Raw genomic sequence first — 14254 nt, 5'->3', positions numbered from 1 at the left:
CTTCAGTCATTTCCTCGCCCGAAAATCCTTAATAGCGCACGCGGCGTCAGTGGTGCTGGCTGTTAACATAAAAATCCATCCTTGATCACAATAATCATCATTTATTTTATTTCAACTTAAAATGGAATATTTGTTTCATATATAGTGTGAGTGCAAAGCGTTCAGGTAACGGTCACGTATCAACAGCGAGAGGTTAAGGATGGAGACGGTAGCGAATTTTATTCACGGCGAATGTGTCACCGGTTCAGGCCAGCGCGTTCAGGCGATCTTCAACCCGGCCACCGGCGAGCAGATCCGCCAGGTGGTGATGAGTACGGCGCAGGAAACCGAACAGGCGATTGCCGCCGCGCAGCAGGCGTTTCCGGCGTGGGCGCGCCATGCTCCGCTTAAGCGCGCACGCGTGATGTTCCGCTTTAAGGCGCTGCTGGAGGAGAATATGGCGCGCCTGGCCCGCATCATCAGCGAAGAGCACGGCAAAGTCTTCTCCGACGCGGTGGGCGAACTGACCCGCGGCCTGGAAGTGGTGGAATTTGCCTGCGGCATCCCGCATCTGCAAAAGGGTGAACACTCTGCGAACGTCGGTACCGGCGTCGACAGCCACTCGCTGATGCAGCCGCTCGGGGTCTGCGCCGGGATCGCGCCGTTTAACTTCCCGGCGATGGTGCCGATGTGGATGTTCCCGATTGCGCTGGCAACCGGGAATACCTTCGTGCTGAAGCCGTCGGAAAAAGACCCTTCGCTCGCGCTGGCGCTGGCGCAGCTGCTGAAAGAGGCCGGCCTGCCGGACGGCGTGTTCAACGTGGTGCAGGGGGATAAGGAGTCCGTTGACGTGCTCCTGACCGACCCGCGCGTGCAGGCGGTGAGCTTTGTCGGCTCCACGCCAGTTGCGGAATACATTTACCAGACCGCCTCCGCCCACGGTAAGCGCTGTCAGGCGCTGGGCGGGGCGAAAAATCACTGCATTCTGATGCCGGATGCCGACATGGAGATGGCGGCCAACGCCATTATGGGCGCGGCCTACGGCGCGGCGGGCGAGCGCTGTATGGCGCTTTCGGTGGTGCTTGCGGTGGGCGATAAAACCGCCGACGACCTCTGCGCCCGGCTGGAAAAACAGATTGCCGCGCTGCGCGTCGGGCCGGGCCTGGACCAGACGCCGGAAAACGAAATGGGGCCGCTTATCTCCGCCGCCCACCGCAGCAAGGTGCTGGGCTATATCGACAGCGGCGAGGCGCAGGGGGCGAGGCTTCGCGTGGACGGCCGCGGCTTTAGCGTGCTGGGTCACGAGCAGGGCTATTTCGTCGGGCCGACGCTGTTCGATAACGTTACCCCGGATATGACCATCTATAAGGAAGAAATTTTTGGCCCGGTGCTTTCTGTGGTGCGCGTAGCAGATTACGCCAGCGCGGTGGATCTGATTAACCGCCATGAATATGGTAATGGCTCGGCCATTTTCACCCGCGACGGCGGCTGCGCGCGCCGCTTCTGCGAAGAGGTGCAGGCGGGCATGGTGGGCGTCAACGTGCCGATCCCGGTGCCGATGGCGTTCCACAGCTTCGGCGGCTGGAAGCGTTCCATCTTTGGCGCGCTCAACGTTCACGGCAACGACGGCGTGCGCTTCTACACCCGCATGAAAACCATCACCGCGCGCTGGCCGGAAATGCAGCAGGAGACAGGCGCCGCGTTTTCCATGCCGACGCTGGGCTGACAGGAGGTGTTATGCAAACCGAACGTATGACCATGGCCCAGGCGCTGGTCCGCTTCCTCAATCAACAGTACGTCAGCGTTGACGGCAGCGAAACGCCCTTCGTGGAGGGCGTAGCCACTATCTTCGGACACGGTAACGTGCTGGGTATCGGCCAGGCGCTGGAGCAGGATCCGGGCCATCTGCAGGTAATGCAGGGCTGCAACGAGCAGGGCATCGCCCATATGGCGACGGGGTTCGCCAAACAGCACCGCCGTCAGCGCATTTTTGCCGTCACCTCCTCCGTCGGGCCGGGCGCCGCCAATATGGTGACCGCCGCGGCAACCGCTACGGCGAACCGAATCCCGCTGCTGCTGCTGCCGGGGGATATCTACGCCAGCCGCCAGCCGGACCCGGTGCTGCAGCAGATCGAGCAGTATCACGATCTCAGCATCAGCACCAACGACTGCTTCCGTCCGGTCTCCCGCTACTGGGACCGCATCAACCGCCCCGAGCAGCTGATGAGCGCCATGCTAAATGCGATGCGAACGCTTACTGACCCTGCAAATACGGGGACGGTGACCATCTGCCTGCCGCAGGACGTGCAGGGGGAAGCCTGGGATTACCCGCTGAGCTTCTTCGCGCGCCGCGTGCACCACGTTGAGCGTCGACCGCCCGATCCGCATCGTCTGGCCCAGGCGCGGGCGTTAATTGCCCGCAAGCAACGTCCGCTGGTGGTGTGCGGCGGCGGCGTGCGCTATTCCGGCGCGCATGCGGCGTTTCGCGAATTCGTCGAGACGCTGCAACTGCCGTTCGCCGAAACCCAGGCCGGAAAGGGGGCGCTGGTAAGTGACCACCCGCTTAATCTGGGCGGGGTGGGCGTGACGGGCGGAATGGCCGCTAACCGGCTTGCGCCGCAGGCGGACCTGGTGATTGGCGTCGGCACGCGCCTCACGGACTTTACCACCGGCTCCAAGGCGCTCTTTTCCCATCCGGACGTCGAGTTTCTGCTGCTGAACGTGGCCGAATTTGACGCGCTGAAGCTCGACGCCACCGCGCTGGTGGCCGATGCCCAAACCGGGCTGCAGGCCCTGACCCATGCGCTTAAGGATTACCGCAGCGGATGGGGAGAGGAGATTGCTGAGGCGAAAGTCGCCTGGCGCGACGAGTGCCGCCGCCTGTGGGATCGCCAGTGGCATCCGGCAGATGCGCCCGAGGTGGCGGGGCACCTGGACGCGCAGCTGGCGGAATACGGCGAGACGCTCAACACCCGGCTGACCCAGACGCGGGTGCTGGGGCTGATTAATCAGCATGTTGAGGATAACGCCATCGTGGTGGGCGCGGCCGGTTCGCTGCCGGGGGATTTACAGCGCCTCTGGCAGGTCAAAACGCCCGACACCTATCACCTGGAGTACGGCTACTCCTGCATGGGCTACGAGATAGCGGCAGCGATTGGCGCGAAGCTTGCGAGCCCCGAACAGCCGGTATACGCCATGGTGGGGGATGGCTCCTACATGATGCTGCACTCCGAGCTGCAAACCGCGGTGCAGGAGGGCGTTAAGGTCACCGTTCTGCTGTTTGATAACGCCAGCTTCGGCTGCATTAACAACCTGCAGATGGGGCACGGCATGGGGAGCTTTGGCACCGAAAACCGCCACCGTAACCCGGAAACCGGGCGGCTCGACGGGCCGCTGGTGAAGGTCGACTTTGCACAAAACGCGGAAAGCTACGGCTGCCGCGCGTGGCAGGTACACGATGAGCCAGGCCTGCTGGCGGCGCTGGCGGCGTCCCGCGCCCATCCAGGCCCGACGCTGCTGGACATTAAGGTGCTGCCGAAAACCATGACCCACGATTACGACGCCTGGTGGCGAACCGGCGATGCGCAGGTGGCGGCCTCCTCAGCCGTGCGCGAGGCCGCGGCGCAGACGCAGGCGCAGGTGAAAAAAGCGCGTCAGTATTAAATTTTCATGTCGTAACGAAATTTTCATTTCATTTCCCCTCACCCTAACCCTCTCCCCAAAGGGGAGAGGGGATGGTTCGGTGCGGCCCTTTCTCCCTCACCCACCTGGGGAGAGGGGATGGTTCGGTGCGGCCTTTTCTCCCTCGCCCACCTGGGGTGAGGGGACGGCTCGGGGCTGTCTTTTCTCCCTCGCCCCTTTGGGGAGAGGGCCGGGGTGAGGGGAAGATGTACGCCCCTCCATGTTGTGAGATTGATAACAAAATTTATCTCATTCATCTCAAAAGTGTTAACCCACACTCAAAAACATAATTTTCACTATTTATAAAAATGAAATAAATGTTTTATTTAAAGGGTCGTTAGTTTACAGCATTCACCAACACCGGGAGCCGTTATGTTTAACATTGCTTTACTGGGCGCTGGCCGAATTGGTCAGGTACATGCAGCTAACATCGCCAGCCACGGTGCGACCACGCTGTGGTCCGTGGTTGACCCGAATCAGGAATTTGCCACCCGCCTCGCCGCGCGGTATCAGGCCCGCCAGCAGAGCCTGACTGTGGCGATGACCGACCCTGACGTTCATGCCGTGCTGATTGCCTCCGCAACGGACACCCATGCGGATCTGATTGAAATGGCCGCCCGCCACGGCAAGGCCATCTTCTGCGAAAAGCCGGTACACCTCGACCTCGCCCGCGTGCGCGACTGCCTGAAGGTGGTCAAAGAGCACGACGTGCCGCTGTTTATCGGCTTTAACCGCCGCTTCGACCCGCAGTTCCGCCGCGTGAAAACCGACGCCCAGGCCGGGCGCATCGGCAAGCCGGAATCGCTGCTGATTATTTCCCGCGATCCGTCTCCGCCGCCTGCGGAGTACGTGCGCGTCTCCGGCGGCATGTTCCGCGACATGACCATCCACGACTTTGACATGGCGCGCTTCATCATGGGCGAAGAGCCGGTGTCGATATATGCCCAGGGCAGTAACCTGGTGGATCCGGCGATTGGCGAGGCGGGGGATATCGATACCGCGTTTATCGTTCTCAAATACGCCTCCGGCGCGATGGCGACCATCGTCAACAGCCGCCGCTCCTCGTACGGCTACGACCAGCGCCTGGAGCTGCACGGCTCCGAAGGGCTGCTCTGCGCGGGCAATATTCTGGAAAACCAGGTGCAGCACTACGGCAAACAGGGCTGCACCAGCGCGCTGCCGGAACACTTCTTCCTGCAGCGCTACAAATCCGCTTACGCCGCGGAATGGGAACACTTTGTTGCGGTTCTGCGCGGCGAAGCGGTGCCTGACTGCAGCGGCGATGATGGTGAACGTGCGCTGTACCTCGCGGATAAAGCGCTGGAGTCGCTGCGCAGCCAGCGCGAGATCGTCCTCTAAACACAACGACCCTACACAGAGAGACATAATAATGAAAAAACTGATCGTAGCCGCCCTCATCGCCATGACGTCCGGGGCCGCCCTCGCCGAAAACGAGCAAATTGTTTTCAGTACGCCAAATCTGGCCATGCCGTTTGAAGTGCACATGCAGCGCACGGCGGTGAAGGCCGCAAAAGAGATGGGCGTGCAGCTTCAGGTGCTGGACGGGCAGGGCAGTTCACCGAAACAGGTGGCTGACCTGGAAAACGCCATCACCCGCGGGGCGCGGGGCTTTATCGTCTCCCCGAACGACGTGAACGCGGTCTCCAGCGCGGTGGATGAAATTCAGGAGGCGAAGCTGCCGGTCGTCACCCTTGACCGCTCCGTCGACAGCCAGAAGAAGGTGCCGCACTTTGGCGCCAACAACTATAAAGGCGGCCAGGCGATTGGCGATTTCGTCAAAACTAAATTCCCCAACGGTGCGGACATCATTCTGCTCACCGGCCAGCCGGGCTCCTCCTCCAATATTGAACGCACCAAAGGTATCCGCGACAGCCTGAAGGCGGGCGGGGACAAGTACAAGATCGTCGCCGATCAGACCGGCAACTGGATGCGTTCAGAAGGGATGCGCATCGTTGAAAGCGTCCTGCCTTCTCTGCCGAAACGCCCGCAGGTGATCCTCTCCGCCAACGACGATATGGCGCTGGGGGCGATTGAAGCCCTGCAGAGCCAGGGCGTGAAGCCGGGCGAAATCCTGGTGACCGGCTTTGATGCGGTACCGGAAGCGCTGGCCCGCGTGCGCGAGGGCTGGCTGGCGGTAACCGCCGATCAGCGTCCGGGCTTTGCGGTGCAGACGGCGATGAGCCAGCTGGTGGCCAGCGTGCGCGAGAAGAAAGCCATCACCGGCGCCGACTACCCGCCGACGCTTATCACCAAAGAGAACCTGCAGCAGGCTGAGCGCATCGGCGAGGCCGGTAACTGATCTATCCGCAGCCGCCGCGCGAGCGGTGGCGCACTCTGAAGGAGGAGCAGACCGATGTCGCAACCCTTACTGAAAGTGACCGACCTGGCGAAAAGCTTTTCCGGCGTCTGGGCGCTGAGCAGCGCTCAGCTGACCGTCGGCAGCGGAGAAATTCACGCCCTGCTGGGGGAAAACGGGGCGGGAAAATCCACGCTGCTGAAGGCGCTCGCGGGGGCGCAGCCGCAAACGCGCGGGGAGATCTGGTTCAACGGCGAAACGCTGCCGGTGGACGACTCCCCGGTGGAGCGGCAGAACAAGGGCATTATCACCATCTATCAGGAGTTCAACCTGCTGCCCAACATGACCGTCGCGGAGAACATGTTTCTCGGGCGAGAGCCGCGCAGGCGTAACCTGATCGTCGACGAAAAGGCGGTAAACCAGGAGGCGCAGGTCATCCTCGATTACCTGCAGCTGAACGTCGCCCCGACCACGCCGGTCGCCCGCCTGAGCGTGGCGCAGCAGCAGATGGTGGAGATCGCGAGAGCGCTGACCCTGAACGCCAGGCTGATCATCATGGATGAACCTTCCGCCGCGCTCAGCGACAGCGAGGTGGAAAGCCTGCACCGCGTGGTGCGGGAGCTAAAAAATCGCGGGGTGAGCATTATCTATGTCACCCATCGCCTGCACGAGGTTTTCCAGCTCTGCGATCGCTTCACCGTGTTCCAGGACGGCCGCTTCACCGGCACCGGCGCGGTGGCGGAGACCAACGTCGAGCAGCTGATCCGCCTGATGGTCGGGCGCGACGTGGCGTTTAACCGTCGTCCCGCCAGCGAAACGCATCATGAAGACAAACCCATCCGTCTGGCCGTGAAGGGGCTGAGCCGCGAAAAGCCGCCGCTGGATCCGCACGGTATTGCCCTGCACGACATCAGCTTCCACGTCCACGCCGGGGAGGTTTTAGGCATTGCCGGGCTGGTGGGCGCGGGACGCACCGAGGTGGCGCGCTGCCTGTTTGGCGCGGACGCGTTTACCTCGGGCAGCTTTGAGCTGGACGGCGTGCCGTACCGGCCGCGCGATCCGCTGTATGCCTTGGACCAGGGCGTGGCGCTGGTGCCGGAAGATCGCAAAAAAGAGGGGGCGGTGCTGGGGCTGTCGATTCGCGACAACCTGTCGCTCTCCTGCCTTTCGACACTGCTGCACTGGCGCTGGTTCGTCAACACCCGCAAAGAGGACGACCTGATTGAGTCCTACCGCCAGGCGCTGCAGATCAAAATGGTCAACAGCGAGCAGGAGGTGCGCAAGCTCTCCGGGGGTAACCAGCAAAAAGTGATCCTCGCGCGCTGCATGGCGCTCAACCCGCGGGTGCTGATCGTCGATGAGCCGACGCGCGGCATCGACGTGGGGACCAAATCGGAAGTGCACCAGGTGCTGTTTGACATGGCGAAAAAGGGCGTGGCGGTGATCGTGATCTCCTCCGATCTGCCTGAAGTGATGGCGGTGTCTGACCGGATCATCACCCTCAGCGAAGGCCGGGTGACCGGCGAGATCCACGGCGACGACGCTAACGAAGAACGGCTGATGACGATGATGGCCATCAACCACAACGCCCTGAACGCGGCATAACGGAGTTTCTCATGACGCAGATGATTTCTAAAACGCAGGCCCCGGTCAAACGCGCCGGACGCATCGATCCCATTGCCTTCTTCGAGCGCTTCGGGGTGCTGATTTTCATGATCCTGCTGCTGATCTTCTTCCAGTCGCAGAACAGCAACTTTTTCTCTGAACGCAACATTTTCAACATCCTGACCGAAGTCTCCATCTACGGGATCATGGCCGTGGGGATGACCTTCGTCATCCTGACCGCCGGGATCGACCTCTCCGTCGGCTCCATTCTGGCGGTGTGCGCCATGACCGCGGCGTACGTGATCAAGGGCGACAACTTTACCACCGTTGACCCGAACGCCTGGGGCGGCATGAGCTGGCTGATTGGGCTGGGGATTTGCCTGGCGATGGGCACGGCGATTGGCTTTCTGCACGGTCTGGGCGTCACCCGCCTGCGCCTGCCGCCGTTCATCGTCACCCTCGGGGGGATGACCATCTGGCGCGGCCTGACGCTGGTGATTAACGACGGCGCGCCGATCGCCGGTTTCGATCAGGGCTACCGCTGGTGGGGGCGCGGCGAGCTGCTCGGCATCTCCATTCCGATCTGGATCTTCGCCATCGTCGCCGTCGGCGGCTATCTGGCGCTGCACAAAACCCGCTGGGGCCGCTTCGTCTACGCCATCGGCGGCAACCCGGAGGCGGCGCGTCTGGCGGGTGTCAACGTGAAGCGCGTGCTGGTCAGCGTCTACGTGCTGATTGGCTGCCTGGCGGGGCTGGCGGGCTTCATCCTCAGCGCGCGTCTGGGGAGCGCCGAGGCGGTGGCCGGGATCTCCTTTGAGCTGCGCGTCATCGCCTCGGTGGTGATTGGCGGCACCTCGCTGATGGGCGGCTACGGGCGCATCGGCGGCACCATCATCGGCTCCATCATCATGGGTATTCTGATTAACGGCCTGGTGCTGATGAACGTCTCGGCCTACTACCAGCAGATTATCACCGGATTAATTATCGTTCTGGCGGTGGCGTTCGACACCTACGCCAAGAGCCGTCGCGGCGCACTGTGAGGATCGTGATGAAAGAGGTACGTATTGGATTAATCGGCACCGGATATATCGGCAAGGCGCACGCCATCGCCTACGCCCAGGCCCCGACGGTGTTCAACCTGCGCGGCAGGCTGGTGCGCGAGATGGTGGCCGAGGTGAACCCGGCGCTGGCGGCAGAGCGCGCCCGGGCGTTTGGCTTCAACCGTTCAACGGGAGACTGGCGGGCGCTGGTGGCCGACCCGGCCATTGATGTGGTGGATATTTGCTCGCCCAACCATCTGCATAAAGAGATGGCGCTGGAGGCTATCCGCCACGGCAAGCATGTTTACTCGGAAAAACCGCTGGCGCTGAACGCCCACGACGCGCGTGAGATGGTCGAGGCCGCAAGGCGGGCAGGGGTGAAAACCCTGGTGGGCTTCAACTACATGAAAAACCCGACGGCGCAGCTGGCGAAGGAGATCATCGCCCGCGGCGAGATTGGCGAGGTGATCCACTTCTACGGCACCCACAACGAAGACTACATGGCCGACCCGCTTTCGCCGATTCACTGGCACTGTTTCAAAGAGACTGCCGGGCTGGGGGCGCTGGGCGATCTGGCGGCGCATATCGTCAATATGGCCCAGTACCTGGTGGGGGAGATTGAGCAGGTTTGCGGCGACCTGAAGATTGTGGTCCCGGAACGTCCGGCCAAGGCCGGATCGTCGGACATGGTTGCCGTCGAAAATGAGGATCAGGCCCACGCGCTGGTGCGCTTCGCGGGCGGGGCGCAGGGTGTGATTGAAACCTCCCGCGTCGCCTGCGGCCGCAAGATGGGGCTGTCGTACGTCATCACCGGGACGAAAGGCGCCATCAGCTTCACCCAGGAGCGCATGGCGGAGCTGAAGCTCTATCTGCATGACGATCCGGTCAACCGTCAGGGGTTCCGCACGCTGCTGGTCGGCCCGGCACACCCGGACTACGCCGCGTTCTGCATGGGCGCGGGCCACGGGATCGGCTTTAACGACCAAAAAACGGTGGAGGTGCGCGACCTGGTGGACGGCATTGCCGCCGACGCCCCGATGTGGCCGGACTTCGAAGAGGGCTGGAGGGTGTCGCGCGTGCTGGACGCCATCGCACTCTCGCACCAGCAGGGCCGCTGGCTGAACGTGAACGACATTGTCTGAAGAGGTATCAACGTGGAAAAGCAGTTTGATGTGATATGCATGGGCCGCGTGGCGGTAGACCTCTACAGCCAGCAGATTGGCGCCCGTCTGGAGGATGTATCCAGCTTCGCCAAATATCTCGGCGGATCGTCCGGCAACGTGGCGTACGGTACCGCGCGTCAGGGCCTGCGCTCCTCAATGCTGGCGCGCGTGGGCGACGAGCATATGGGCCGCTTCCTGCGGGAAGAGTTAAGCCAGGTGGGCTGCGACACCAGCCATCTGATTACCGATAAAGAACGCCTCACGGCGCTGGTGCTGCTCGGCATTAAAGACCGGGACACCTTTCCTCTGATTTTTTACCGCGATAACTGCGCGGATATGGCGATTACCGCCAGCGATGTGGACGAAAGCTACATCGCCTCCGCACGGTGTCTTGCCATCACCGGGACTCACCTTTCTCACCCTCAGACCCGCGAGGCGGTGCTGACGGCGCTGGGCTATGCCCGCCGTCACGGCGTGCGCACGGTGCTGGACATCGATTACCGCCCGGTGCTGTGGGGGCTGACCTTCTTAGGCGATGGCGAAACGCGCTTTATTCCCGCCGATCGGGTCACCCGTGAACTTCAGGAGGTGCTGCACCTCTTCGACGTCATTGTCGGCACCGAGGAGGAGTTCCATATTGCGGGCGGCAGCACGGATACCTTACAGGCGCTGGAACGGGTGCGCGACGTGAGTCAGGCCACGCTGGTCTGCAAGCGCGGCGCGCTCGGCTGCTCGGTCTATACCGGTGCCATTCCGCCCCGGCTGGACGACGGCCTGACGGTGACCGGCGTGCGCGTGGAGGTGCTGAACGTTCTCGGCGCGGGGGACGCGTTTATGTCCGGCCTGCTGCGCGGCTACCTGAACGACGAGGGCTGGGAGCAGGCGTGCCGCTACGCCAACGCCTGCGGCGCGCTGGTGGTCTCGCGCCACGGCTGCGCCCCGGCGATGCCGAGCAAAATCGAACTGGATGACTATCTCTCCCGCGCCGCGAATGTGCCGCGTCCGGATCTCGATCCGCGTCTTAACCATCTGCACCGGGTCACCACCCGCCGCCGTGAATGGCCCGAGCTGTGCGTAATGGCGTTCGACCACCGCAGCCAGCTTGAGGATATGGCGCTGCAGTGCGGCGCGTCGCTCGGGCGCATTCCGGCCCTGAAGCAGCTGATCCTGCAGGCCAGCCGCGAGGCGGCGAGCCGCGCCGGGCTGGAGGGCAAAGCCGGTCTGCTGTGCGACGGCACCTTTGGCCAGGACGCGCTCAACGCCATTACCGGTGAAGGGTGGTGGATCGGGCGGCCCATTGAGCTGCCGGGCTCGCGGCCGCTGGAAATGGAGCACGGCAATATCGGCACCCAGCTTATCAGCTGGCCGCAGGAGCACGTGGTGAAGTGCCTGGTCTTTTTCCACCCGGAAGATGCCCACGGCCTGCGCCTGGAGCAGGAGCAGAAAATCGCCGAGGTGTACCACGCCTGCTGCCGGTCCGGGCACGAGCTGCTGCTGGAGGTGATCCTGCCCGCGACCATGCCGCGCAGCGACGAGCTCTACCTGCGCGCCATCTCCCGCTTCTACAACCTGGGCATTTACCCGGACTGGTGGAAGCTGCCGCCGCTCTCGGCCGAGGGCTGGACGTCGCTCGGTGAAATTATCGAACGCCGGGACCCGCACTGCCGCGGAGTGGTGATCCTCGGGCTTGACGCGCCGGCCGAACAGCTGCGCGCCGGGTTTAACGCCGCGGCGGGGCACGATCTGGTGAAGGGGTTTGCCGTGGGGCGCACGCTGTTCGGCGACGCTTCCCGCGCATGGCTGAAGCACGATATCGACGATGCGCAGCTGGTAGCGCGCATCCGGGACAACTACCTGCAGCTTATCGCCTGGTGGCGCGAGCGCGGGCACGCATAATGGAGACGAAAATGAGTGTACAACTGGGCATCAACCCGCTGACGTGGACGAACGACGATCTGCCTTCGCTCGGCGCGGAGACGCCGCTGGAGACCTGCCTGAGCGAAGGCAAAGAGGCCGGTTTTGCCGGCTTCGAGCTGGGCAATAAGTTCCCGCGCGAAGCGCGCCTGCTCGGCCCTATTCTGCAGCGCCACGACCTGCAGCTGGTCTCCGGCTGGTACTCCGGCCGCCTGCTGGAGCGCAGCGTGGAGGAGGAGATTGCCGCCGTGCAGCCGCACCTGACGCTGCTGCGCGAGCTGGGGGCGAAGGTGCTGGTCTTTGCGGAGGTGAGCGGCTGCATTCACGGCGAGCAGCAGACGCCGGTGCACCTGCGCCCGCGCTTCCCGCAGGATCGCTGGAAGGAGTACGGCGAGAAGCTCACCGAATTTGCGCGCTATACGCAGCAGCAGGGTGTGCAGATTGCCTACCATCACCATATGGGCACGGTGATTGAGTCCGCCGACGACGTGGACAACCTGATGCTCCACACCGGCGAAGAGGTGGGACTGCTGCTGGATACCGGCCATCTGACCTTTGCCGGGGCCGATCCGCTGGCGGTGGCGCAGCGCTGGGCGACGCGCATCAACCACGTCCACTGCAAAGACGTGCGCGCCGACGTGCTGGCGGACGTGAAAAACCGCAAAACCAGCTTCCTCGACGCGGTGCTGAGCGGCGTGTTTACCGTGCCGGGCGACGGCTGCGTGGATTACCCGCCGATTATGCGGCTGCTGAAGGCGCAGGACTATCACGGCTGGCTGGTGGTGGAGGCCGAGCAGGATCCGGCGATAGCCCATCCGCTGACCTACGCCCGTCTGGGTTATAACAACCTGAGCCGCCTGGCGCGCGACGCCGGGCTTATCTGAGGAGGTGACATGTCACGTCTGCTATCACGCTGGCAACAGCCGAACGCTGAGGGGCGCACCCAGTCCGTGACGCCCCAAAGCGCGGGGTGGGAATATGTTGGCTTTGAGGCCTATGAACTTCAGGAGGGGCAGGAACTGACGCTGCCCGCGGTCAGCGAAGAGCGCTGTCTGGTGCTGGTGGCCGGGCGCGCCTCCATCAGCACGCCATCCGCGCGGTTTAACGACATCGGGGAGCGGATGAGCCCGTTCGAGCGCATCAAGCCGTGGGCGGTTTACGTCACCCCGCAGGAGGCGGTGCGGGTGAAGGCGCTGACGAGGCTCGAGCTGGCGGTCTGCGCCGCTCCCGGCAAAGGCGCGTATCCGACGCGGCTGATTGCCCCGCAGGATATCGACGGCGAAGCGCGCGGCAAGGGGCACAATCAGCGCTACGTGCACAACATTCTGCCGGAAGACAAGCCCGCCGACAGCCTGCTGGTGGTGGAGGTGTGGACCAGCGAGGGCTGCACCAGCTCGTACCCGAGCCATAAGCACGACACGGATAACCCGCCGCAGGAGACCTACCTGGAGGAGACCTACTATCATCGCCTCAACCCGGAGCAGGGGTTCTGCATGCAGCGCGTCTACACCGATGACAGAACGCTGGACGAGTGCATGGCGGTCTACAACCGCGACGTGGTCATGGTGCCGAAGGGCTACCATCCGGTGGCGACGATGGCCGGGTATGACAGCTATTACCTCAACGTGATGGCCGGGCCGGTGCGCAAGTGGATGTTCACCTGGGAAGACGATCACGCGTGGATTAATCGCGATTATCCCGCAGAGAGGGGGGGCTAGCGCGGCCTTTCTTGTCGGGCGGCGCTGCGCTTACCCGACCTGCGAAACCGTAGTCCTGAGCAAGCGCGGCGCCGCCGGGCGAATTGTCCTCAGTGCACCCGCCTCGCCTGCTCAATCGTGCGGGCGATGGCCTCCGGATGGCTCACCATCGACACGTGGCTTGCCGCCACCTCGGTGGTTTTTGCGCGGATCGCCTTCGCCATCGCGCGCTCCAGCGCCGGGTTAATCATCCTGTCATTCTCGCTTACCACATACCAGCTCGGCTTAGTGTGCCACGCTGCACGAGTAATCTTTTCCCCAAACGCATCGCCCCTTATAGGCCCCTGCGTGGCCGCAATGGTCTGTTGTTCACCCGGCTTCACGTCAGGCGCAAAATCCTTCCTGACGGCCTCCGCTGGCAGATATAAATAGCCGTCCGCGGTTTTGGCAATGCCCGCGCTGCCCGGCGGTGCAGGGAAGCTTCCAGCGAGATCCGCCGTCGACTGGCCGGCGTCCGGCGCGAACGCCGCCACGTAAACCAGCGATTTGACCCGCGCATCGTTACCCGCTTCGCTAATTACGGTCCCGCCCCAGGAGTGGCCTACCAGCACCACGTCGCCCTGCGCGCGGGCGATGGCCCGCTTTGTGGCCGCGACGTCATCGCTTAGCGAGGTGAGCGGCAGCTGGACGGCAATGACCTCTGCGTGCTGTTTCTGCAACAGGGTAATCACCTTATTCCAGCTGCTGCCGTCGGCGAACGCGCCGTGCACCAGCACGACGCTGGTTTTACTCTCCGCAAAGGCGCTGGCGGAAAGCGCCAGCAGGCCCGCCGTCACTACAGACAGTGCTTTCATCTTA

The 14254-nt window shown here is 63.1% G+C and carries 11 protein-coding genes; 10 read left to right on the top strand and 1 reads right to left on the bottom strand.

Annotated elements, in window-relative coordinates; genetic code table 11:
- The first annotated feature begins 199 nt into the window (after positions 1-199).
- From OWK27_RS06440 to iolB, 10 genes are all read left to right on the top strand, one after another.
- Positions 200-1705 carry a CoA-acylating methylmalonate-semialdehyde dehydrogenase gene (locus OWK27_RS06440; protein WP_267590052.1) on the top strand — a complete coding sequence of 502 codons (1506 nt, stop codon included), beginning with the start codon at positions 200-202 and terminating at the stop codon, positions 1703-1705.
- Between the two features lie 11 nt (positions 1706-1716).
- Entirely contained in the window at positions 1717-3642 is a 1926-nt protein-coding gene (gene iolD, locus OWK27_RS06435) for a 3D-(3,5/4)-trihydroxycyclohexane-1,2-dione acylhydrolase (decyclizing) (protein ID WP_267590051.1), read from the top strand.
- 390 nt (positions 3643-4032) lie between these two features.
- A complete protein-coding gene (iolG, locus tag OWK27_RS06430; protein WP_267590050.1) occupies positions 4033-5019 on the top strand; it encodes an inositol 2-dehydrogenase in 987 nt (328 codons plus the stop codon).
- A 31-nt stretch (positions 5020-5050) separates the two neighbouring features.
- Entirely contained in the window at positions 5051-5980 is a 930-nt protein-coding gene (locus OWK27_RS06425; RefSeq protein ID WP_267590049.1) for a substrate-binding domain-containing protein, read from the top strand.
- A 54-nt stretch (positions 5981-6034) separates the two neighbouring features.
- The gene (locus tag OWK27_RS06420; protein WP_267590048.1) at positions 6035-7582 is read left to right on the top strand and encodes a sugar ABC transporter ATP-binding protein; all 1548 of its coding nucleotides are present in this window, start codon (positions 6035-6037) and stop codon (positions 7580-7582) included.
- Positions 7583-7593: 11 nt separating this feature from the next.
- On the top strand, positions 7594-8622 hold the full coding sequence (locus tag OWK27_RS06415) for an ABC transporter permease (RefSeq protein ID WP_013098254.1): 1029 nt from the start codon (positions 7594-7596) through the stop codon (positions 8620-8622).
- 8 nt (positions 8623-8630) lie between these two features.
- Complete coding sequence (locus OWK27_RS06410) at positions 8631-9764, top strand: Gfo/Idh/MocA family protein (RefSeq protein WP_193356054.1); 1134 nt, start codon at positions 8631-8633, stop codon at positions 9762-9764.
- 12 nt (positions 9765-9776) lie between these two features.
- Positions 9777-11681 carry a bifunctional 5-dehydro-2-deoxygluconokinase/5-dehydro-2-deoxyphosphogluconate aldolase gene (locus tag OWK27_RS06405; RefSeq protein ID WP_267590047.1) on the top strand — a complete coding sequence of 635 codons (1905 nt, stop codon included), beginning with the start codon at positions 9777-9779 and terminating at the stop codon, positions 11679-11681.
- Between the two features lie 11 nt (positions 11682-11692).
- Positions 11693-12583, top strand: a complete 891-nt coding sequence (gene iolE, locus OWK27_RS06400) for a myo-inosose-2 dehydratase (RefSeq protein ID WP_267590046.1) — start codon at positions 11693-11695, stop codon at positions 12581-12583.
- A 9-nt stretch (positions 12584-12592) separates the two neighbouring features.
- Complete coding sequence (gene iolB / locus OWK27_RS06395; protein ID WP_267590045.1) at positions 12593-13417, top strand: 5-deoxy-glucuronate isomerase; 825 nt, start codon at positions 12593-12595, stop codon at positions 13415-13417.
- An 89-nt stretch (positions 13418-13506) separates the two neighbouring features.
- Here iolB and OWK27_RS06390 read toward each other — a convergent pair whose 3' ends face one another.
- Positions 13507-14250 (bottom strand): alpha/beta fold hydrolase, encoded by a 744-nt coding sequence (locus tag OWK27_RS06390; RefSeq protein WP_267590044.1) that lies wholly within the window; start codon positions 14248-14250, stop codon positions 13507-13509.
- Between the last annotated feature and the right edge of the window lie 4 nt (positions 14251-14254).

The organism is Enterobacter cloacae complex sp. 2022EL-00788 (assembly GCF_026627565.1).
Classification (GTDB): Bacteria; Pseudomonadota; Gammaproteobacteria; order Enterobacterales; family Enterobacteriaceae; genus Enterobacter; species Enterobacter pasteurii.
This window is presented reverse-complemented; position numbering and strand designations above follow the sequence as displayed.

What these genes read in the sequence shown, in the direction of transcription:
- OWK27_RS06420 (WP_267590048.1), top strand. Translation starts at nt 6,035, where the DNA reads ATGTCGCAACCCTTACTGAAAGTGACCGACCTGGCGAAAAGCTTTTCC.
- OWK27_RS06410 (WP_193356054.1), top strand. Translation starts at nt 8,631, where the DNA reads ATGAAAGAGGTACGTATTGGATTAATCGGCACCGGATATATCGGCAAG.
- iolE (WP_267590046.1), top strand. Translation starts at nt 11,693, where the DNA reads ATGAGTGTACAACTGGGCATCAACCCGCTGACGTGGACGAACGACGAT.
- OWK27_RS06440 (WP_267590052.1), top strand. Translation starts at nt 200, where the DNA reads ATGGAGACGGTAGCGAATTTTATTCACGGCGAATGTGTCACCGGTTCA.
- iolD (WP_267590051.1), top strand. Translation starts at nt 1,717, where the DNA reads ATGCAAACCGAACGTATGACCATGGCCCAGGCGCTGGTCCGCTTCCTC.
- iolG (WP_267590050.1), top strand. Translation starts at nt 4,033, where the DNA reads ATGTTTAACATTGCTTTACTGGGCGCTGGCCGAATTGGTCAGGTACAT.
- OWK27_RS06390 (WP_267590044.1), bottom strand. Translation starts at nt 14,250, where the DNA reads ATGAAAGCACTGTCTGTAGTGACGGCGGGCCTGCTGGCGCTTTCCGCC.
- OWK27_RS06425 (WP_267590049.1), top strand. Translation starts at nt 5,051, where the DNA reads ATGAAAAAACTGATCGTAGCCGCCCTCATCGCCATGACGTCCGGGGCC.
- iolB (WP_267590045.1), top strand. Translation starts at nt 12,593, where the DNA reads ATGTCACGTCTGCTATCACGCTGGCAACAGCCGAACGCTGAGGGGCGC.
- OWK27_RS06415 (WP_013098254.1), top strand. Translation starts at nt 7,594, where the DNA reads ATGACGCAGATGATTTCTAAAACGCAGGCCCCGGTCAAACGCGCCGGA.